At 57.4% G+C, this 19,346-nt stretch carries 22 protein-coding genes; 13 read left to right on the forward strand and 9 right to left on the reverse strand.

Going from position 1 to position 19,346, the window contains the following annotated elements:
* Window positions 1-47: 47 nt before the first annotated feature.
* The 8 genes from sdhA to AC2FH6_RS06415 form a co-directional block, all read right to left on the reverse strand.
* Window positions 48-1,856, reverse strand: a complete 1,809-nt coding sequence (gene sdhA, locus AC2FH6_RS06380) for a succinate dehydrogenase flavoprotein subunit (RefSeq protein WP_496701746.1) — start codon at window positions 1,854-1,856, stop codon at window positions 48-50.
* A 25-nt stretch (window positions 1,857-1,881) separates the two neighbouring features.
* Window positions 1,882-2,253, reverse strand: coding sequence for a succinate dehydrogenase, hydrophobic membrane anchor protein (locus AC2FH6_RS06385; RefSeq protein ID WP_142635498.1), 372 nt, complete (start codon window positions 2,251-2,253; stop codon window positions 1,882-1,884).
* A gap of 11 nt (window positions 2,254-2,264) precedes the next feature.
* Window positions 2,265-2,648, reverse strand: a complete 384-nt coding sequence (gene sdhC / locus AC2FH6_RS06390; protein ID WP_142635496.1) for a succinate dehydrogenase, cytochrome b556 subunit — start codon at window positions 2,646-2,648, stop codon at window positions 2,265-2,267.
* A gap of 199 nt (window positions 2,649-2,847) precedes the next feature.
* Window positions 2,848-3,510: a DUF1194 domain-containing protein gene (locus tag AC2FH6_RS06395; protein WP_142635494.1), complete on the reverse strand. Its 663-nt coding sequence runs from the start codon at window positions 3,508-3,510 to the stop codon at window positions 2,848-2,850.
* 50 nt (window positions 3,511-3,560) lie between these two features.
* On the reverse strand, window positions 3,561-4,589 hold the full coding sequence (locus AC2FH6_RS06400) for a MaoC family dehydratase (protein ID WP_496701747.1): 1,029 nt from the start codon (window positions 4,587-4,589) through the stop codon (window positions 3,561-3,563).
* A complete protein-coding gene (locus tag AC2FH6_RS06405) occupies window positions 4,589-4,795 on the reverse strand; it encodes a DUF1737 domain-containing protein (RefSeq protein WP_142635490.1) in 207 nt (68 codons plus the stop codon). The genes AC2FH6_RS06400 and AC2FH6_RS06405 overlap by 1 nt, the downstream gene beginning before the upstream one ends.
* A 12-nt stretch (window positions 4,796-4,807) precedes the next feature.
* Window positions 4,808-5,362 (reverse strand): NnrU family protein, encoded by a 555-nt coding sequence (locus tag AC2FH6_RS06410; protein WP_496688977.1) that lies wholly within the window; start codon window positions 5,360-5,362, stop codon window positions 4,808-4,810.
* 6 nt (window positions 5,363-5,368) lie between these two features.
* A complete protein-coding gene (locus AC2FH6_RS06415) occupies window positions 5,369-6,226 on the reverse strand; it encodes an HpcH/HpaI aldolase/citrate lyase family protein (RefSeq protein WP_496700898.1) in 858 nt (285 codons plus the stop codon).
* Between the two features lie 171 nt (window positions 6,227-6,397).
* Here AC2FH6_RS06415 and AC2FH6_RS06420 point away from each other — a divergent pair, with 171 nt between their 5' ends.
* Window positions 6,398-6,697: a hypothetical protein gene (locus AC2FH6_RS06420; RefSeq protein WP_271948426.1), complete on the forward strand. Its 300-nt coding sequence runs from the start codon at window positions 6,398-6,400 to the stop codon at window positions 6,695-6,697.
* On the opposite strand, the gene AC2FH6_RS06425 is transcribed toward AC2FH6_RS06420, so the two are convergent.
* Entirely contained in the window at window positions 6,694-7,449 is a 756-nt protein-coding gene (locus tag AC2FH6_RS06425; protein ID WP_496700902.1) for a sulfite exporter TauE/SafE family protein, read from the reverse strand. The two genes, AC2FH6_RS06420 and AC2FH6_RS06425, sit on opposite strands and share 4 nt — an antisense overlap.
* 161 nt (window positions 7,450-7,610) lie before the next feature.
* Here AC2FH6_RS06425 and mdh point away from each other — a divergent pair, with 161 nt between their 5' ends.
* The 12 genes from mdh (at window position 7,611) to AC2FH6_RS06485 (ending at window position 19,272) form a co-directional block, all read left to right on the forward strand.
* A complete protein-coding gene (mdh, locus tag AC2FH6_RS06430; RefSeq protein ID WP_142635480.1) occupies window positions 7,611-8,573 on the forward strand; it encodes a malate dehydrogenase in 963 nt (320 codons plus the stop codon).
* Between the two features lie 69 nt (window positions 8,574-8,642).
* Entirely contained in the window at window positions 8,643-9,491 is an 849-nt protein-coding gene (locus tag AC2FH6_RS06435; RefSeq protein ID WP_271948429.1) for a putative nucleotide-diphospho-sugar transferase, read from the forward strand.
* Between the two features lie 215 nt (window positions 9,492-9,706).
* Window positions 9,707-10,900, forward strand: coding sequence for an ADP-forming succinate--CoA ligase subunit beta (gene sucC, locus AC2FH6_RS06440; RefSeq protein WP_496688984.1), 1,194 nt, complete (start codon window positions 9,707-9,709; stop codon window positions 10,898-10,900).
* Between the two features lie 214 nt (window positions 10,901-11,114).
* Window positions 11,115-11,363, forward strand: coding sequence for a hypothetical protein (locus AC2FH6_RS06445; protein ID WP_496701749.1), 249 nt, complete (start codon window positions 11,115-11,117; stop codon window positions 11,361-11,363).
* A gap of 72 nt (window positions 11,364-11,435) precedes the next feature.
* Window positions 11,436-12,317, forward strand: coding sequence for a succinate--CoA ligase subunit alpha (sucD, locus tag AC2FH6_RS06450; protein WP_496691799.1), 882 nt, complete (start codon window positions 11,436-11,438; stop codon window positions 12,315-12,317).
* 48 nt (window positions 12,318-12,365) lie between these two features.
* Window positions 12,366-12,758, forward strand: coding sequence for a hypothetical protein (locus AC2FH6_RS06455; protein WP_282021640.1), 393 nt, complete (start codon window positions 12,366-12,368; stop codon window positions 12,756-12,758).
* A 10-nt stretch (window positions 12,759-12,768) separates the two neighbouring features.
* Window positions 12,769-13,311, forward strand: a complete 543-nt coding sequence (locus tag AC2FH6_RS06460) for a DUF805 domain-containing protein (protein WP_142635955.1) — start codon at window positions 12,769-12,771, stop codon at window positions 13,309-13,311.
* Between the two features lie 57 nt (window positions 13,312-13,368).
* The gene (locus tag AC2FH6_RS06465) at window positions 13,369-14,067 is read left to right on the forward strand and encodes a sulfotransferase family 2 domain-containing protein (RefSeq protein WP_142635468.1); all 699 of its coding nucleotides are present in this window, start codon (window positions 13,369-13,371) and stop codon (window positions 14,065-14,067) included.
* Between the two features lie 37 nt (window positions 14,068-14,104).
* Window positions 14,105-17,062, forward strand: coding sequence for a 2-oxoglutarate dehydrogenase E1 component (locus tag AC2FH6_RS06470; RefSeq protein WP_496701751.1), 2,958 nt, complete (start codon window positions 14,105-14,107; stop codon window positions 17,060-17,062).
* Window positions 17,063-17,064: 2 nt separating this feature from the next.
* Window positions 17,065-18,567, forward strand: a complete 1,503-nt coding sequence (odhB, locus tag AC2FH6_RS06475; protein ID WP_496693571.1) for a 2-oxoglutarate dehydrogenase complex dihydrolipoyllysine-residue succinyltransferase — start codon at window positions 17,065-17,067, stop codon at window positions 18,565-18,567.
* A 2-nt stretch (window positions 18,568-18,569) separates the two neighbouring features.
* Complete coding sequence (locus AC2FH6_RS06480) at window positions 18,570-18,839, forward strand: hypothetical protein (protein ID WP_142635953.1); 270 nt, start codon at window positions 18,570-18,572, stop codon at window positions 18,837-18,839.
* Window positions 18,840-18,882: 43 nt separating this feature from the next.
* Window positions 18,883-19,272, forward strand: coding sequence for an MAPEG family protein (locus AC2FH6_RS06485; RefSeq protein WP_496700912.1), 390 nt, complete (start codon window positions 18,883-18,885; stop codon window positions 19,270-19,272).
* The last annotated feature ends 74 nt before the right edge of the window (window positions 19,273-19,346 follow it).

The following is a 19,346-nucleotide window of genomic DNA, read 5'->3' on the forward strand; positions in this document are numbered from 1 at the left end:
ATAGAACTTGAGCAGTCCGGTGGTTGGTCGCGGACTGCCCAATCACATCAGAAAGTCCGCGCCTTGGGCGCGATTTTCTTCAGGCTGATTCCGCCTTCTGCTTCGGTGCTCAGCGGATCGACGATCACCGGGCGATAGCTGAGGTTAACCTTATTACCGTCTACGCGGGACACCGTGTGAACGCGCCAGTTTTTGTCGTCGCGTTCGCTGAAATCCTCATGCGCATGGGCACCACGGCTTTCCTTGCGCGCTTCGGCACCGACGATGGTGGCCAGCGCACTTGGCATCAGGTTGGTCAGTTCCAGCGTTTCCATCAGATCGCTGTTCCAGACCAGCGAGCGGTCGGTGACTTTCAGGTCGTCCATTTTGGCGGCAATCGCCGTCATCTTTTCAACGCCTTCGGCCATGGTTTTGGCGGTGCGGAAAACGGCCGCGTCAGCCTGCATGGTCTTTTGCATCTCAAGCCGCAGATCGGCAGTCGGGATCGCTCCGCTGGCGTTACGGACGTCGTCAAAACGATCAAAGGCTTTGTCGACCGACCCTTGGTTCAGAACCGGGTTGGCGCTATCGGCATCCACAACCTTGCCGGCCCGGATCGCCGCCGCGCGGCCAAAGACCACCAGATCGATCAGCGAGTTTGAGCCCAAACGGTTCGCCCCATGGACCGAGGCGCAGCCAGCCTCACCCACAGCCATCAGGCCCGGGACCACAGCGGTGGGGTCCTTGGCGGTGGGGTTCAGAACCTCACCCCAATAATTAGTTGGGATACCGCCCATGTTGTAATGCACGGTTGGCAGAACCGGGATCGGCTCTTTGGTCACGTCCACACCGGCAAAGATCTTGGCGCTTTCGGAAATACCCGGCAGACGCTCGGCCAAAGCCTCGGCAGGCAAGTGGCTAAGGTTCAGGTGGATGTGGTCGCCCTCTGCACCCACACCACGTCCTTCGCGGATTTCCATGGTCATCGAGCGCGAGACATAGTCGCGCGGTGCCAGGTCTTTGTACTGAGGCGCATAGCGCTCCATGAACCGTTCGCCTTCGGAATTGGTCAGGTACCCGCCCTCACCCCGCGCACCTTCGGTGATCAGACAGCCCGAGCCGTAGATGCCGGTCGGGTGAAATTGAACGAACTCCATATCCTGCAGCGCCAGACCCGCGCGGGCCACCATACCGCCACCGTCACCGGTACAGGTATGGGCCGAAGTGGCGCTGAAATACGCCCGGCCATAGCCGCCGGTCGCCAGCACCACCATCTTGGCGTTGAACACATGCATGGTGCCATCGTCCAGCTTCCAGCAGACAACGCCCTGACACTGTCCGTCGTCGGACATGATCAGATCGATGGCAAAATATTCGATGTAGAACTCAGCATTGTTTTTCAACGACTGACCATAGAGCGTGTGCAGGATCGCGTGGCCGGTCCGGTCAGCGGCGGCACAGGTCCGCTGCACGGCGGGGCCTTCGCCAAATTCGGTGGTGTGGCCACCAAAGGGACGCTGATAAATCTTGCCTTCTTCGGTCCGGCTGAAGGGCACGCCGTAATGCTCCAGCTCGTACACCGCCTTTGGCGCTTCGCGGGCCAGATACTCCATCGCGTCGGTGTCGCCCAGCCAGTCCGAGCCCTTGACCGTGTCGTACATATGCCACTGCCAGTGGTCAGGACCCATATTCGACAGCGACGCCGCGATGCCGCCCTGTGCGGCAACCGTGTGCGAGCGGGTCGGGAACACCTTGGTCACGCATGCCGTACGCAGACCCTGTTCCGCCATACCCAGCGTTGCGCGAAGACCTGCACCACCTGCGCCTACGACAACGACGTCGTATTCGTGGGTTTCGTATTCATATGCTGCTGTCATTGTTCTTATTCCTTACCGCGCATCATCACAGGGCGAGTTTCACCAGGGCGAACAGCCCTGCAACCATCAGCGTGTAGCCAAACGCCCACATCGCAACCAGCGTCACTTTTTCGGCGACACCATGGATATAGTCTTCGATGGCCTCCTGCGCTTCGTACATCAGCTGCAACAGGGCAACGATCAGTGTCAGCGCGCATACGATCGCCGGGAAGGGGCGACTGAAATAAGCTAGAACCTCTTCGTAGGTTCCGCCCAGACCCGCACCAAATGTGAAGATGAAGAGAGGAATCAGAACAGTCAGGATCATGGCCCGGACCATTGTGTTCCAATGTGTTTGGGTTCCGGATTTGCCCGCTCCCAGACCCTCGGCGCGTTTACGGTCAGTCAGGTATCGCATCGAACGTCTCCTTAAACCACAAGAACGGTGATGATGGTCAGGATCGTGGCACCAACGAACATGCCCCATCCCAGCTTTTCAGAGAGATCGACATCCAGACAGTAGCCGAAATCCCAAAAGACATGACGCAACCGGCCCAATGTGTGGTACCACAAACCCCAGGCCGCTCCGGTCATGACAAGATCACCGAACCAGCTGCGCAGAAATCCGTCTATGCCTGCAAAGGCCGCCTCAGAGGTTGCCGCCGCCAACAGCCACCACACCACAAGTGCTGCGATTGCGAACACGGCCAATCCAGTCATCCGAACCATGATCGACGACAGAGACGTCATCTGTGGGCGGTAGATGCGGATATGCGGTGAGAGCGGGCGGTTGCCCCGATTTACATCGCTCATGGCGGCTCCTTTTCGGTTGGCTTCCGAAGGTTTTACTGGTTTTTGCGACACTGTCACGTGCTGCAGCTGCAAAAAAGCTCAGAATTCGCGCAAAATGACAGATTAAGCGATAAAGTGATCACACAAAATATTCTTGTGATCACAAATCAAATAAGACGAAACAGATGTTAGCGCCTGCAGCTCCGAATCCCTGCCACACTTATTTCAGACCGGCCGTTTGCTGGGTCACTTCCCGCAACAGTTTCTTTCGGATGCGGGCCGGATAATCCTCGAACCCGGCCGCCGAAACGACAAACGCTCCCTCACCTACAATGACGTTCTCAAAGAAATAGGCCGTCAAGTCGGGTTCGCTTTCCTCGATGGCGATGGCATTTACCGTGACACCTTTCCCACGCAACACATCGTGAATCTCGGACGGTTCAACCCCTTCGTTGGAAACCCCATCACCCGAGATATCAATCAAGTGCCGTTTGCATTCGGTTACCTCGCTGAAACTGGACATTGTAGTCTCAAGCGCCTCACCGATTGCAGTCGAAAAATTGCGCCAGACTCTGGCATCCGCAGCCACCTGTCTGGCGAAACTGTCTATGGCTTCAAAGCTATCCATATGTGTCCAGGGGATCGTCACCTTCTGACGAGAGGCTCCGGTCCATTGGACCAGCATCAACCGCGCATTCCCGCGCACCAGCGCCTCGGAGACGATGGGGTCACGCAATCCAGCGGCCAGGCCGTCCATTTGTATGCGGTATTCGTTCGAATCCACCGATCCCGAGACATCAACGGCCAGAGCCAAAGCAAGATCACACGCCTCGGCGGTCGGGGCCAGAAAGAAACAGGCGACGAAAGAGCGAAGCAGAGACATGGTCACAGCCTAGCACGAATATTTCAGGCTGCGTTCAAATGAATGTGGGGTCAGACTGGCATCAAAGCCCAGTAGTCGAGGTCCAACAGAACGTTGGGCAGATATCGGCCATCGTCATTTTTCAACTCGAATGGCTCTCCACCCTTCGTGGCGACCAGCCGCAACCGGACCGCCCCAACGCCGGGGATGCCGGTTTCGGCTTTGTCCAGCACCTCAGACCAGGCCTTAATGGTATCGCCTGAGAAGCAAGGGTTGGCATGGGCGCCACCGTTCAACCCGACGATCATCTGCGCATTTGCCAATCCATTGAACGACAGGGTCCGCGCCATCGAGATCACGTGCCCGCCATAGATAAGACGGCCTTCGGGACGGAAGGTCAGATCGAAATGAACCTTGGCGGTGTTCTGCCAAAGCCGCGTGGCCAGCATATGCTCGGCTTCTTCCACGGTGACACCGTCCACATGATCAATCTTTTCACCAATCGCGTAATCGCCCCACCGATGCGCCTCACCGGCCGGAACAAATTCATAGGAGGAAAAGTTCAGCCCTTGTGGCACTACCAGATCCTGTGGCTCCAGCACCTGTTTCAACTCGGGCACCACCGTGTCCGGGGCGGGCGCGTCAGGGTTCGATTTGCGCACCATCACCCAGCGGACATACTCAATAACCACCTCATCGCGCTGGTTCAGGCCACGGGTTCGCACCCACACCACACCGGTTTTTCCGTTCGAGTTCTGCTTGACCCCAATCACTTCGGATTCCGACCGCAGCGTATCGCCGGGATAAACCGGCTTCAACCAACGCCCCTCAGCATAGCCCAGATTGGCCACTGCATTCAGCGATACATCAGGGACAGTCTTGCCAAACACCACGTGAAACGCCGCCAGATCATCGATCGGGCTTTGCGGCAGGCCACAATTCCGGGCGAACTCATCCGAGGAATACAGAGCATGACGCGCCGGATAGAGCGCATGATACAACGCCCGTTCGCCATCGGTCACGGTGCGAGGCACCGCGTGGTGCAGCACTTGCCCTACAGAATAATCCTCGAAGAAACGGCCCGGATTGGTTTTTGCCATTATTGCTGTCCCAGTTTCATTTCAGGGGAATAGTCGGTCGCAACCTCTTTGGTCACGGCCTGCGCACAACGCATCACGTTGTTTGCAGTGTCAAAGGCATAGGACGGGTCGCCATACAGCTCCCACCCTTTTGCCAGCGCGTCCGACACTTTGTGACAGAAGGCTGCGGTGTCTTCCTCGGTCAGCAGACGATAGAGTGTTGCCATGTTGTCAAACCTTTATGAACCAAACGGCGACGGGCCGACCAACCCGTGAATATAGCCGATAATGCCCAGCAGAACGATCGACGCGACAAAGAACATCGCATCCTTGCCGTAAGTGCCCGGCTCGCCCGGTGTCCAGTCCGGCTCGGATTTGTTGATCACGATCACTTCGACCACCGCCCAGGCCAGCAAGCCGCCGAACAGGACGATTGAGGCCAGATCACCATTGACCAGCAAATGCGCAAAGGCCCAGAGCTTCATGCCGCCCAGCATCGGGTGACGCAGCTTGTTCAGCAGACGACCCTTTTGGCCTGCGGGGCTCATCATATAGATGGCGATCAGCACCAACAGGTTGTTGACGTGGATCAGAAAGGTCGGCGGCGACCAGATTGGGATGAAATCGGTCATGCGATAACCGAAGATCATCAACAGGATTGACGCCAGCAGCGCCAGCGCCACCGCGCCCGCACCGCCTTTGCCCATCGCCGCGCGCTGGTCCGGCATCACGCGTTTGAACAGATGTGCAGCCCACCAGAGCGCCACACCAAGAATCAGAAGAACAAAGCCCATGCTGGCTTACCCCGCTTGCAAAGCTGAAATCGCCTCTGCTTTTGCCAGAATTTCACGGGCGGTTGCAACGTGCAGGTTTTCCACGATCTTGCCATCGACGACCGCGACGCCCTGCCCTTGTGCTTCGGTCTCTTCAAACGCGGTGATCTGGCGGCGGGCCAGATCGATTTCCTCATCCGATGGGGCGAAGGCGTCGTTGGTGACATCGACCTGTGCGGGATGGATCAGGGTCTTGCCGTCAAAGCCCATATCGCGGCCCTGCGCGCATTCGGCCGCCAGGCCTTCGCTGTCCTTGAAGGCGTTATAGACGCCATCGACGATGATCAGCCCCTCGGCTTTTGCGGCTAACAGGCACAGGCCCAGCGACGTCTGCAACGGCAGGCGGTCTCGGCGGAACCGTGTCTGCAATTCCTTGGCCAGATCGTTGGTGCCCATGACGAAGCCCGCCATCTGCGGATGCGCGGCAATTTCGGCGGCGTTCAGCATCCCGCGCGGCGTCTCCATCATGGCCCATATCGGCAGATCACCGGTTATTGCGGCCAATGCATCCACATCTGCAGCAGAATTCACTTTGGGCAGCAAAACCACATCCACGTCCATGTCCCGCACGGCTTGGGCATCGGCCAGGCCCCATTCGGTATCTAGGCCATTGATTCGTACGATCTTGACCCGCGCCCCATAACCGCCAGCAGCCAAGGCAGCCCCCAGCGTTTCGCGCGCGTTGTTTTTTTCGTCCGCCGCGACCGCATCTTCGAGGTCAAAAATAACCGCATCAACAGGCAGGTTGCGGGCCTTGTCCAACGCCCGGTCTTTGGAACCGGGAATGTACAATACGGAACGGTAGGGTCGCTGACGGGAGTCCATTGGCTTCGGCCTCTTGAAATAATGTTGCGCAGAATGGGGCATTTTCTGCAGGAAAGTTCAAGCGCAAACTTGCCGCACCGCAGCATTAACGACGCAACGTGCGTTCCTTTAACCGTATTTCGGTCTGCAACGGTCACCGTCTTGGCAGATCGCAATCAAAAGGGTTCACCGATGAGCAAGACGCTGTTCAATATGACAATGGGGCTGGGTATCATGGTTCTGGCCGCCCAGCAGGTGCAGGCTCAAAGCTGCGCCCCCCGCGACGAGGTCATAACTCGACTGGCCGAGACTTATGGCGAAACGCGTAAGAGCATTGGCATCGCCCGACAAGGTGCGGTGATGGAAGTCTTTGCCTCTGATCAAAGCGGAAGCTGGACTATTACGGTGACATTACCGGATGGAATGACCTGCCTTGTGGCTTCGGGCCAGTCCTACGAAGATATGGCCGAAGCACTGCCGCCCAATGTCTAGCTCAGGGCCTCCCAGATCAGTTTTGTTCCGGTCAGCATCAGCAAAACGTAGGCAATACCGAAGAACAAGCGTTCGGATATCATGAAATGCGCGCGCACACCCAGCCATGCACCAAGCACGGCAAATGGAGCCAGCAACAAGTCGGCCAGCGCAGTGTGCCATGTGAACAGACCCAGATAGGCATACGGAATGAATTTAGCGACATTGATGACCCAGAAGACCAGCACGGTGCTCGCCTGAAACTCGGTTTTCGACAGACGCTGCGAGATCAGATAGACGGCGGCGGGTGGGCCGCCCGCATGACTGACAAAGCTGGTGAACCCGGCGACCAACCCCGCAAAAATTCCCGCAAATGGCGGCAGACGATTGGCAAAGCCGCGGATCCAGCCCTTTCTCTGGGCCACATGCCAGATCACGAACCCCACTGAAATTCCTCCGATCAGCAGGCGCAGAAGGTCGTCATTCGTGGCGCGATACAGCCAGGCGCCCACTGCCACACCCGGCACTGCCCCCACGATCAGCAGGCGTGAATCCGGCCAGCTCCAGCGTTTCCAATAGGGGCCCAGCGTAGCGACGTCGATTACCATCAGAATTGGCAACATCAGTGCAAGCGCCTGTCCCGGTGTCAGGATCAGTGCCAGAATCGATGATGCGGCAAACGCCACCCCCGAGCCAAACCCACCCTTCGAGATGCCGGCGAAGATCACAGCAGGGATCGCCACGGCAAAAAACATCAGGTCCATCTCGAACATGCGGTGTCCCGTAAATATGCATGAGTCACAGGCGGTTTAGCGCAATCGGTAGGAGACATGCAAACGGTATGCGGTGGCATGCCGCGCCGCAGAAGGCTTGCGCAGCGCCGGTTTTAGGACTAGCAAAACCGCGATTTCAATACCGACCGGAGATTTTCCAAATGGCCAGACCCAAGATCGCGCTGATCGGCGCAGGTCAGATCGGCGGCACGCTCGCCCACCTCGCAGCAATGAAGGAACTCGGTGACGTCGTGCTGTTCGACATCGCCGAAGGCACTCCGGAAGGCAAGGCGCTGGATATCGCAGAATCCGGCCCTTCCGAAGGGTTCGACGCCAAGCTGAAAGGCACCCAGTCCTATGAGGACATCGCAGGCGCCGACGTTTGCATCGTCACCGCAGGTGTCCCACGCAAGCCAGGCATGAGCCGTGATGACCTGCTGGGCATCAACCTGAAAGTCATGAAGTCGGTCGGTGAAGGCATCGCCGCCAACGCGCCCGATGCTTTTGTCATCTGCATCACCAACCCACTGGACGCGATGGTCTGGGCTCTGCGTGAATTCTCGGGCATGCCGCACAACAAGGTCTGCGGCATGGCGGGCGTTCTGGACTCGGGCCGTTTTGCCCATTTCCTGTCGGAAGAGTTCAACGTGTCCATGCGCGACGTCACTGCCTTCGTTCTGGGTGGCCACGGCGACACCATGGTTCCTTCGGTTCGTTATTCTACCGTTGCGGGCATCCCGCTTCCCGATCTGGTCGAGATGGGCTGGACCACACAAGAGAAACTGGACGCAATCGTGCAGCGTACCCGAGACGGCGGGGCTGAAATCGTTGGCCTGCTGAAAACAGGTTCGGCTTTCTATGCGCCTGCCACATCGGCAATCGAAATGGCCGAAGCCTATCTGAAAGACCAGAAACGCGTCCTGCCCTGCGCCGCTTATTGCGACGGAGAGCTGGGTGTCGAAGGCATGTATGTCGGCGTACCCACCGTGATCGGCGCAGGCGGTATCGAGCGTATCGTCAACATCAAGCTCAACGAAGAAGAGCAGGCCGGTTTCGACAACTCGGTCAACGCCGTGAAGGGTTTGATCGAAGCGTGTAAAGGCATCGACAGCTCTCTGGCCTGATCCGCCTAATACCGTTAAACAGTGCCCGGCTCACCTTTGGTGGGCCGGGTCATTTTTTGGAAGATTGCCATGTCGCCCCAGGGATTTGTGATTGCCGCAAGCGGTAAGGATTACATCGAAACAGCGGTGGCAGCGGCTCGGTCGTTAAAGGTCGCCATGCCGGATGTACCGGTCGACCTGTTCACCGACCTCGAAAACATCCCGGGAACAGAAGTGTTTGACCAAATCCACATGCTGGACAAAAGCTGGTTCCGACCCAAGTTCGAAAGCCTTGTGCGGTCCCGGTTCGAAAAGACGGTCTATTTGGATGCCGATGTGCGCTGTCTGGCAGATATGTCGGATATCTTCACCGTCTTGGAGCAGTTTGATATCGCGATGGTCCATGACCCATTGCGCAACTCGGCCCATGCGCAACGTGTTTGGAAAACTCCGCTGCCCAACGCATTTCCCCATCTCAATGGTGGGCTGGTTGGCATTCGCACTTCGGACGCAGTGCTGGATTTCCTGCGAGATGTACAAGAGACTATCATCTCGGAAAACCTGACCTCAGATCAGGCGCTAATCCGCGAAAAGCTGTTTGCCAGCGCGTTGCGACTGGCAGTTCTGCCACCCGAGTACAACTTCCTCGATTATCGTCAGGCCGAGATGTTTGGTTTTCTGCACAGCGCCCCGCGCCTGCTGCATCACTACAAATTTCACAGCCGTCATGACAAGCGGCTGGACAGCGCTAGAACTGTCGCCGGTTTGGTAGGGCCCGATCTCGAACGTCATATCAACAGCCTTATCGAAGCCGACGCACAGCTCACGCCCGGCGCGTCGAAAAAAGTCCGACCACTGGTTGACAAAGGCTTGTTGGGCAAACTGCGCAAACTGGTGATGTCTGTGAAAAAGGGTATCGTCCGCCTCAGACGCGGATAGGTTAGCGCTAGCTTGAAAAGTCATATTCTATTGGGTGAATTTCCCGACGAATCAACGCTCAATACCGACTCAAGTTTTGTGATCACACCCTGAAATGCTGTGATCACAAATAATGAAAATCTTCGTGAAAAACCTACTCAACATCAAAAAAGCCTTTAAACTTACCCCTTAGACACGCCTATATCGGTCAATCGTAGTCAGACGGGACAGTTTCGATGAACATTCACGAATATCAGGCCAAAGCGCTTCTTCGCAGCTATGGCGCCCCGGTTTCCGACGGTCGCGCGGTCCTGCGCGCCGAGGAAGCTAAAACCGCAGCCGGTGAGTTGGACGGACCTCTTTGGGTCGTCAAAGCGCAGATCCACGCGGGCGGCCGCGGCAAGGGGTCTTTCAAGGAATCCGATGCCGGGGAAAAAGGCGGCGTCCGTCTGACCAAATCGGTTGAAGAGGCCGCCGAGGAAGCCAAAAAGATGCTAGGCCGCACGTTGGTCACGCATCAGACCGGTCCTGCGGGCAAACAGGTCAACCGCATCTATATCGAGGCCGGTTCCGGCATCGAACGCGAACTGTACCTGGCCCTGTTGGTAGACCGCCAGACCAGCCGCATTTCATTCGTCTGCTCGACCGAAGGCGGCATGGATATCGAAGAGGTGGCCGCAGCCACGCCTGAGAAAATCTTGTCCTTCTCGGTTGACCCAGCCACCGGATATCAGGCCTATCACGGCCGCCGCATCGCATTCTCGCTGGGCCTGCAGGGCGCACAGGTCAAACAATGCGTCAAACTGATGAGCCAGCTCTATGCCGCCTTCGTCGAGAAGGACATGGAAATGCTGGAGATCAACCCGCTGATCGTCTCCGACAGCGGCGACCTCAAGGTGCTGGACGCCAAGGTCAGTTTTGACGGCAACGCGATGTATCGCCATCCGGATATTTCAGAACTGCGCGACACGACCGAGGAAGACCCCAAGGAACTGGAAGCGTCGAAATACGACCTGAACTATATCGCACTGGATGGTGAGATTGGGTGCATGGTCAACGGTGCCGGTCTGGCCATGGCGACGATGGACATCATCAAGCTGTATGGGGCCGAACCTGCCAACTTCCTCGACGTCGGCGGCGGCGCCACCAAAGAGAAAGTCACCGAAGCGTTCAAGATCATCACCTCGGACCCGCAAGTCAAAGGCATTCTGGTCAACATCTTCGGCGGTATCATGCGCTGTGACGTCATCGCCGAGGGCGTTGTCGCCGCGGTGAAAGAGGTCGGTCTGCAGGTTCCGCTAGTCGTGCGTCTGGAAGGCACGAACGTTGAGAAGGGCAAAGAGATCATCAACACCTCTGGCCTGGACGTAATCGCGGCGGACAACCTGAAAGACGGTGCCGAGAAGATCGTGAAGGCGGTTAAGGGGTAAATTCGTGGGTCTTTTCAGTAAGCCACTGTTGTTTGCAGGCGCACTGCTTAGCTTGGCCGCCTGTCAAACAACAACTGAGAGCACGTCGCCGTCGAACCCGCCAGAAATCAAGCGGTCATCAAACGCGGGTCCAGGCGCCAATCCGGTCTCGGCCGGACAAGCTACGGCGTATTTCCGCGCGCTGTGTGGTCAGGCAGAATTGGGACGCAGTGCTTTGGAAGACGCAGCGGCGGCAAATGGATTTGTCCAGAACTCGAAAACGACGACATACTTTCATCAGAAACAAGATCTTTCGGTCAAACTGACCGATACTGCCTGCTCAATTGTGTTTGTGTCCAACGAAAATCCATCAACGGTCAATGGGACTTTTAACGCTTTGCAAAGCGACTTGGGTCCGATCAGCATCCGGTACGTGGGTGTAATCGGCGGCGAACACTACTTCAGCGCACGGATCAAAGTTTGAATGGGCGTGAGCCTACAACCAATACCTTAAGGGTCACCTGACCCATCAATGGTAAAAATAGGAGAACGCCAAATGGCAGTCCTCATCGACGAAAATACCAAAGTGATCTGTCAGGGCTTTACCGGCTCGCAGGGCACATTCCACTCTGAACAGGCCATCGCCTATGGCACCAAGATGGTCGGCGGTGTGACCCCCGGCAAAGGCGGGATGACCCACCTTGACCTGCCCGTGTTCAACTCGGTCCACGAGGCCAAGCATGTGACAGAGGCCAATGCCAGCGTGATCTATGTGCCGCCGCCCTTCGCGGCGGACTCGATCCTCGAAGCGATTGATGCCGAGATGGAAGTGATCGTCTGCATCACCGAAGGCATCCCGGTTCTGGACATGATGAAGGTCAAGCGCGCTCTGGAAGGCTCAAGCTCGCGCCTGATCGGGCCGAACTGCCCCGGTGTGATCACGCCCGACGCCTGCAAGATCGGCATCATGCCCGGCCACATTCACAAACGCGGGAGCGTGGGTGTCGTTTCCCGCTCGGGTACGCTTACTTATGAAGCTGTGAAACAGACAACAGACGTAGGCCTGGGCCAGTCCACCTGTGTGGGCATCGGCGGCGACCCGATCAAAGGGACCGAGCATATCGACGTGCTGGAATGGTTCCTGGCCGATGACGAAACCGAATCGATCATCATGATCGGTGAGATCGGTGGCTCGGCCGAGGAAGAAGCCGCGCAGTTCCTGGCGGATGAGGCCAAGAAGGGCCGCAAGAAGCCCACGGCGGGTTTCATCGCAGGCCGCACGGCCCCTCCGGGCCGCCGCATGGGCCACGCGGGCGCGATTGTCGCCGGCGGCAAAGGCGGTGCTGAGGACAAGATCGAAGCCATGCGCGCCGCCGGTATCGTCGTGGCCGAAAGCCCGGCGCAGCTGGGTGAGGCTGTGCTGGAAGCGATTGGGTAAGTGATTGCTCTCCGGGCATACGCTCTGAGGGCTACGCCCGAAAAGAGGGTGGGCGAAAAACGCCCGCCCTTCTCGCCTTTGGCGTATTTTTGGTCTCTGCTTTTAGCAGTAACTTTAGCATTCTCTGCATCAGAGCAAGCCGAAGCAAAAGTTTGTAGCGTTCTTATCGGCTGGACAAGCGAGGGACAATTCATCCGGGACGAGGCTTGCGAGACTCACTACATCGCCAAAGAAAGAGGGTTTTCCGAACTCAAATTGTCCGGAAGCCAGAAGTACCAGTTTCGCTTTCGAGCAAGTAAAGACTCCACCAAGGATGTGATCGTGAAACGCGTTGGTTATGTTTGCGGATTGGTTGGCAGCGACAGCGCTGTTTTCACTGCCAATCGAGGTACGCGGAACGCTCTTATCGTATCTTTTTCCTGTAATGGAATAGTTGGGTGATTGACCAGATATGACCTTCTCCGACGCCATCCGCACCTGCTTCGCCAAGTTCTTCACCTTCTCGGGTCGCGCCTCGCGGTCTGAATATTGGTTCTTTTTCCTGTTCATCATGATCTGGAGCATCATCGCCGGGATTATCGACGCGCAGTTCTTCACGCAAGTCGCTGTGACTGAAACCGAGACGTCCAGATCCGTGTCCGTCACGTCTTCGCAGCCTGTGCAGGGTATTGTTGGTCTAATCGTGTTCTTCCCGCATCTGGCCGTCGCATGGCGGCGGATGCATGATACCGGGCGCAGCGGGCTGTATGCGCTGCTGCCAATCCTGCTGTTCTTTGGCGCCGGGGCCGTACTGGTCTTTGGCATCGGCCTCGCCTCGCATTTCCAGCATGGCGGCAATCTGGACATCCTGTTCACCCGCGCCACGCTGCTGATCGTCATTCCGACATTTATCGTTCTGTTTGTGTCGCCCCTCCTGGTCCTATGGTGGCTGACCCGCCCCAGCCAGCCAGGCACCAACCAATACGGTCCCAATCCTTCAGAGGTCCCTCAATGAACCTGCTGAGCGTAAACTCTCTACAAGCGGCCCCTGTGGCCAGAAAGGCCATCTGACATGGTTTTGGTTTGCCATGAGCACAAATTCATCTATCTCAAGACGACGAAGACTGCGGGAACCTCTACCGAGATAGCGCTTCAGCCTTTATGCGAAGAACCCGGTCTTCCGCGGCTTGAAAATGGGCAAATCCGCGTATCGAAATACGGTATTGTCGGTGCTCGTGGGAAAACTGCAAGTTTGGTCCGGCCAAAATGGCAGTTCTGGCGCAAATACGCATGGCGCAACCATATGCCTGCGAAACAGGTTCGAGCCAATCTTGGGGCAAAGACCTTTGATTCCTATACAAAGATCGCCAACGTACGAAATCCATTCGATCGTGCTGTATCCGACTACCACTTTCGGAAACATCAGCAAGGATTGCCCTCGGAAGACCCGCAGACCGAAATTGCTCAGTTCAAAGAGTTCATCCGGTCAAAGGCCTGGGGCAATAACTGGGAGATAGTCTCGATCAACAACAAGCTGATCGTGGACAAGTTCGTCCGCAAGGAAAACCTGCAGTCAGATCTGAAAGAGATTTATCGATCCTTTGGGCTGCCGGAAGACAGCTTTGAATTGCCGCACGAAAAGTCGATGGCCGAACGACGAAAAGGCATTCCGGTGCCCGATTATTTCGACGCAGATACGATAGACATCGTTCGACGAAGAATGACCTGGGTATTCGAGGCCGGAAACTACCCCGAAGATCCGCAAAACTAAATCCTACCAAATCCGAAATCGCATTTGAGGTCCTACAATGACCGAACATACGCCCAACTCTGCCTTCCACGCCTCAAGCTTTATGCAGGGGCATAACGCCGAATATCTGGAGCAGCTCTACGCCCAGTATTCCAAGAACCCCGGCGCGGTGGATGCCGCCTGGGCCGAGTTCTTCAAGGCCATGGGCGACGCCTCGCCTGATGTCCAGCGCGAGGCCGAGGGGCCTTCGTGGGCGCGGTCCGACTGGCCGCCGATGCCGACGGATGATCTGACCGGTGCGTTGACTGGCGAATGGGCCGAGATCGACGCCAAGGCGGCGGGTAAGAAGATCAAGGAAAAAGCCGCCGACAAAGGTGTTGCCGTCAGCGAAGACCAGATTAAGCGCGCAGTTCTGGACAGTCTGCGGGCGCTGATGCTGATCCGGGCCTATCGTATTCGGGGTCATCTGGCCGCCGATCTGGACCCGTTGGGCATGCGGGCTGCCAGCACGCATCCGGAATTGGACCCCAAGACTTATGGGTTTACCGATGCCGATATGGATCGCCCGATCTTTATCGACAACGTGCTGGGCCTGCAGATGGCCAGCATGCGCCAGATCGTCGAGATCGTGAAACGCACCTATTGCGGCACCTTCGCGCTGCAATACATGCATATTTCGAACCCGGAAGAGGCCGCCTGGCTGAAAGAGCGGATCGAAGGCTATGGCAAGGAAATCGCGTTCACCAAAGAGGGCCGCAAGGCCATCCTGAACAAGATGGTCGAGGCCGAAGGGTTCGAAAAGTTCCTGCACGTGAAATACATGGGCACCAAGCGCTTTGGTCTGGACGGCGGCGAAGCACTGATCCCCGCGATGGAACAGATCATCAAACGCGGCGGGGCCCTAGGCCTGAGCGATATTGTCATCGGCATGCCACACCGCGGACGTCTGAACATTCTAGCGAATGTAATGGCCAAGCCATACCGCGCCATCTTTAACGAATTCCAAGGGGGCAGCTTCAAGCCTGAGGACGTGGATGGCTCGGGCGATGTAAAATACCACCTGGGCGCCTCAAGCGACCGCGAATTTGACGGCAACAGCGTACACCTGTCATTGACCGCTAACCCAAGCCACCTTGAGGCGGTGAACCCTGTTGTTCTGGGCAAGGTCCGCGCCAAGCAGGATCAGTTGAACGACACCGACCGGACCAGAGTCATGGCCATTCTACTGCATGGCGATGCGGCCTTTGCCGGTCAGGGTGTCGTTGCCGAAGGATTCGGCCTGTCCGGCCTGCGCGGTCACAGGACCGGCGGCACCATGCATATCGTGGTGAACAACCAGATCGGCTTTACAACCGCACCGCATTTCTCGCGCTCCAGCCCTTATCCCACGGATATCGCACTGATGGTTGAAGCCCCGATCTTCCACGTGAATGGCGACGACCCCGAGGCGGTGGTACACGCAGCCAAGGTTGCGACCGAGTTTCGCCAGAAGTTCCACAAGGACGTGGTTCTGGATATATTCTGCTATCGCCGGTTCGGGCATAACGAGGGCGACGAGCCCATGTTCACCAACCCGATCATGTACAAGAAGATCAAGACCCATAAGACCACGCTATCAATATACACGGAACGGCTGGTCAAGGACGGGTTGATCCCCGAAGGCGAGATCGAAGATATGAAAGCCGCCTTCCAGGCCCATCTGAATGATGAGTTCGAAGCCGGCAAAGACTATAAGCCCAACAAGGCCGACTGGCTGGACGGGCGTTGGGCGCATCTGGATAAGAACAAAGACGAATATGTTCGCGGCGATACTGCGATTGCACCGGAAACCCTGGCCGAGGTTGGCGCATCGCTAACCCGGGCCCCCGAAGGATTTGCGCTCCATAAAACTGTCGGCCGCCTGCTGGATCACAAAAAGCAAATGTTCGAAAGCGGCAAAGGCTTTGACTGGGCCACGGGTGAGGCACTGGCCTTTGGATCATTGCTGACCGAAGGCTATCCAGTTCGCCTGTCGGGACAGGACGCGACGCGCGGTACGTTCAGCCAGCGTCATTCCGGCTTTATCAATCAGGAAACTGAAGAGCGGTACTATCCACTGAACAACATCCGGGCTGGTCAATCACAATATGAGGTGATCGACTCGATGCTGTCGGAATACGCGGTTCTGGGCTTTGAATACGGCTTTTCCCTGGCTGAACCCAACGCTCTGACCCTGTGGGAGGCGCAGTTCGGCGATTTCGCCAACGGTGCGCAGATCATGTTCGATCAGTTCATCAGCTCGGGCGAAAGCAAATGGCTGCGCATGTCCGGTCTGGTGACCCTGCTGCCGCACGGGTTCGAAGGGCAAGGGCCTGAACACTCTTCCTCGCGTCTGGAACGCTTTCTGCAGATGTGTGGTCAGGACAACTGGATCGTGGCCAACTGCACGACGCCTGCGAACTACTTCCACATCCTGCGCCGTCAGTTGCACAGAACCTTCCGCAAGCCTCTGATCCTGGTGACACCGAAATCGCTGCTGCGCCACAAGCTGGCGATCAGCACGGCCGAGGATTTCACCACCGGCTCCAGCTTCCACCGGGTGCTGTGGGACGACGCGCAAAAGGGTAACTCGGACACAACCCTGGTCAAGGATGACAAAATCAAGCGGGTCGTGATGTGTTCCGGCAAGGTCTATTTCGACCTGCTGGAAGAGCGTGACGCGCGCGGTATCGACGATGTCTATCTGATGCGGATCGAACAGTACTATCCGTTCCCCGCGCATTCGCTGATCAATGAACTGGAACGGTTCAAGGGAGCCGAAATCATCTGGTGTCAGGAAGAGCCCAAGAACCAGGGTGCATGGTCCTTTATCGAACCCAATATCGAATGGGTCCTGACCCGGATCGGCGCCAAACATACCCGCCCGGTCTATGTCGGCCGCGCCACCTCGGCCTCACCTGCGACAGGTCTGGCCAGCCAACATAAAGCCCAACAAGAAGCGCTGGTGAACGAAGCGCTGAGCATTGAAGGAAAGTAATGATGTCCATTGAAGTTCGTGTTCCCACGCTGGGCGAATCCGTTACCGAAGCCACCGTCGCCACCTGGTTCAAGAAGCCCGGTGACGCGGTCGCCGTCGATGAAATGCTGTGCGAGCTTGAGACCGATAAGGTCACGGTCGAGGTCCCCTCGCCAGCCGCTGGCGTGATGGGTGAGGTTGTCGCCGCCGAAGGCGAAACCGTTGGTGTTGATGCCCTGCTGGCGACAATCGTCGCCGGAGAAGGCGCCGCCCCGGCCCCAGCCGCCGCACCTGCGCCTGCCGCAGCACCGGCAGCCTCGGGCGGCAGCGTTGATGTGATGGTGCCCACGTTGGGCGAATCCGTGACCGAAGCGACGGTCTCGACCTGGTTCAAACAGGTCGGTGACAGCGTCGCACAGGACGAGATGCTGTGTGAGCTGGAAACCGACAAGGTCTCGGTCGAGGTTCCCGCTCCTGCGGCGGGTGTTCTGGCAGAAATCGTTGCCCCTGAAGGCGCAACTGTAGACGCCGCTGCCAAGCTGGCGGTGATCTCGGGTTCAGCAGCAGGGGCAGTAGCCGCTCCGGCAGCGGTTGCACCTGCAAGCGGAAGTGATTCCGTTGGCGGCAAAGATGTGGCCAATGCACCCTCGGCCGAAAAAGCCATGGCCCAGGCTGGCCTGTCCGCCGATCAGGTCACGGGAACCGGACGCGACGGACGTATCATGAAGGAAGATGTGGCCAAGGCAGTCGCGGCCCCAGCGCCCGCTGTCGCGGCACCCGCACCTGCGATCCAGGCGCCACGCGCACCCGTTGCTGCACAGGATGCCAGCCGCGAGGAACGTGTGCGCATGACACGCCTGCGCCAGACCATCGCCAAACGCCTGAAAGACAGCCAGAACACCGCCGCCATGCTGACCACCTATAATGAGGTGGACATGACCGAGGTGATGGCCCTGCGCAACCAGTACAAAGACCAGTTCGAGAAGAAGCACGGCGTCCGTCTGGGCTTTATGTCCTTCTTCACCAAGGCCTGCTGTCATGCACTGAAAGAAGTGCCCGAAGTGAATGCCGAGATTGATGGCACCGACATTGTCTATAAGAACTTTGTGCATATGGGTGTCGCCGCAGGCACGCCGACCGGTCTTGTTGTTCCGGTCATCCGTGATGCGGATTCGATGTCATTTGCCGCGATCGAAAAGGCAATCGCCGAAAAGGGCAGGCGCGCCCGTGACGGCAAGCTGAGCATGGAAGAGATGCAGGGCGGCACCTTCACCATTTCGAACGGCGGCGTCTATGGCTCGCTGATGTCCTCGCCGATCCTGAACCCGCCGCAGTCGGGTATTCTTGGTATGCACAAGATTCAGGACCGTCCGATGGCCATCAACGGTGAGGTCAAGATCCGCCCGATGATGTATCTGGCTCTGTCCTATGACCACCGGATCGTGGACGGCAAAGGTGCTGTGACCTTCCTAGTGCGCGTGAAAGAGGCGCTGGAAGACCCACGTCGTCTGCTGATGGATCTGTGACCATGGCAACTCATGTACTCTGGCAGGCTGACGTTGCCGATTTCGATGTCTGGCTGAAAGTGTTTCGCGAAGACAAGCCAATGCGAGAGGCCGCGGGTATCCGCGACCTCCACATCTGGAAAGACCCCGATCAGCGTGATCATGCGGTTGCAATGTTTGAGGTGGTTGATCTTGAAAAGGCCCTGAGTTTCTTTGATTCCGAGGAATTGGCCATGCATCACGAACGCGGCGGGATCGCGCATATTCAGGTGAAGCTTCTGACGCCAGTTTAAACCGATTTATCGCATCCGTTCCTAGTGCGAGGAAACAAGCTGAATGACCACGGAATTGACCGTCTTGTCGCTGGCAGCCCTTCTTTGGGTCGCTCAATTTGTCGCCTATTTGATCTCTGGCCACGGCAAGGTCGATGTGCTGCACGCGTTGGGACCTCGTGATACCCCGTTTGACAAACCTGCTGCAATGGGACGACTGCACCGGGCGCTTAGCAACCATTCCGAAGGGTTGGTTTTGTTCGCTATCGCATCTTTGGTCATTACGGCCTCGGGGCAATCCAGCGCTTTTACTGCCGCCTGTAGTTGGGTCTACCTGATCGCACGCGCTTCCTATGTTCCGGCCTATGCATTTGGCTGGACACCATGGCGTACGGTGATCTGGATGATCGGGCTGCTGGCGACCACTGCAATGCTGTTGGCAGCTGTGTTTTGATTCGAGCTGCCGCATAGATTATTCAATGGGGGTGCATTGCGCAGACAAGCGTATCCGACCCCACCAAATACAAG

It is taken from the genome of Ruegeria sp. CDSC045, from assembly GCF_059610725.1.

Coding starts and splice junctions, on each gene's coding strand:
- sdhA (WP_496701746.1), bottom strand. CDS start 1,856: ATGACAGCAGCATATGAATACGAAACCCACGAATACGACGTCGTTGTC.
- AC2FH6_RS06385 (WP_142635498.1), bottom strand. CDS start 2,253: ATGCGATACCTGACTGACCGTAAACGCGCCGAGGGTCTGGGAGCGGGC.
- sdhC (WP_142635496.1), bottom strand. CDS start 2,648: ATGAGCGATGTAAATCGGGGCAACCGCCCGCTCTCACCGCATATCCGC.
- AC2FH6_RS06395 (WP_142635494.1), bottom strand. CDS start 3,510: ATGTCTCTGCTTCGCTCTTTCGTCGCCTGTTTCTTTCTGGCCCCGACC.
- AC2FH6_RS06400 (WP_496701747.1), bottom strand. CDS start 4,589: ATGGCAAAAACCAATCCGGGCCGTTTCTTCGAGGATTATTCTGTAGGG.
- AC2FH6_RS06405 (WP_142635490.1), bottom strand. CDS start 4,795: ATGGCAACACTCTATCGTCTGCTGACCGAGGAAGACACCGCAGCCTTC.
- AC2FH6_RS06410 (WP_496688977.1), bottom strand. CDS start 5,362: ATGGGCTTTGTTCTTCTGATTCTTGGTGTGGCGCTCTGGTGGGCTGCA.
- AC2FH6_RS06415 (WP_496700898.1), bottom strand. CDS start 6,226: ATGGACTCCCGTCAGCGACCCTACCGTTCCGTATTGTACATTCCCGGT.
- AC2FH6_RS06420 (WP_271948426.1), top strand. CDS start 6,398: ATGAGCAAGACGCTGTTCAATATGACAATGGGGCTGGGTATCATGGTT.
- AC2FH6_RS06425 (WP_496700902.1), bottom strand. CDS start 7,449: ATGTTCGAGATGGACCTGATGTTTTTTGCCGTGGCGATCCCTGCTGTG.
- mdh (WP_142635480.1), top strand. CDS start 7,611: ATGGCCAGACCCAAGATCGCGCTGATCGGCGCAGGTCAGATCGGCGGC.
- AC2FH6_RS06435 (WP_271948429.1), top strand. CDS start 8,643: ATGTCGCCCCAGGGATTTGTGATTGCCGCAAGCGGTAAGGATTACATC.
- sucC (WP_496688984.1), top strand. CDS start 9,707: ATGAACATTCACGAATATCAGGCCAAAGCGCTTCTTCGCAGCTATGGC.
- sucD (WP_496691799.1), top strand. CDS start 11,436: ATGGCAGTCCTCATCGACGAAAATACCAAAGTGATCTGTCAGGGCTTT.
- AC2FH6_RS06460 (WP_142635955.1), top strand. CDS start 12,769: ATGACCTTCTCCGACGCCATCCGCACCTGCTTCGCCAAGTTCTTCACC.
- AC2FH6_RS06465 (WP_142635468.1), top strand. CDS start 13,369: ATGGTTTTGGTTTGCCATGAGCACAAATTCATCTATCTCAAGACGACG.
- AC2FH6_RS06470 (WP_496701751.1), top strand. CDS start 14,105: ATGACCGAACATACGCCCAACTCTGCCTTCCACGCCTCAAGCTTTATG.
- odhB (WP_496693571.1), top strand. CDS start 17,065: ATGTCCATTGAAGTTCGTGTTCCCACGCTGGGCGAATCCGTTACCGAA.
- AC2FH6_RS06480 (WP_142635953.1), top strand. CDS start 18,570: ATGGCAACTCATGTACTCTGGCAGGCTGACGTTGCCGATTTCGATGTC.
- AC2FH6_RS06485 (WP_496700912.1), top strand. CDS start 18,883: ATGACCACGGAATTGACCGTCTTGTCGCTGGCAGCCCTTCTTTGGGTC.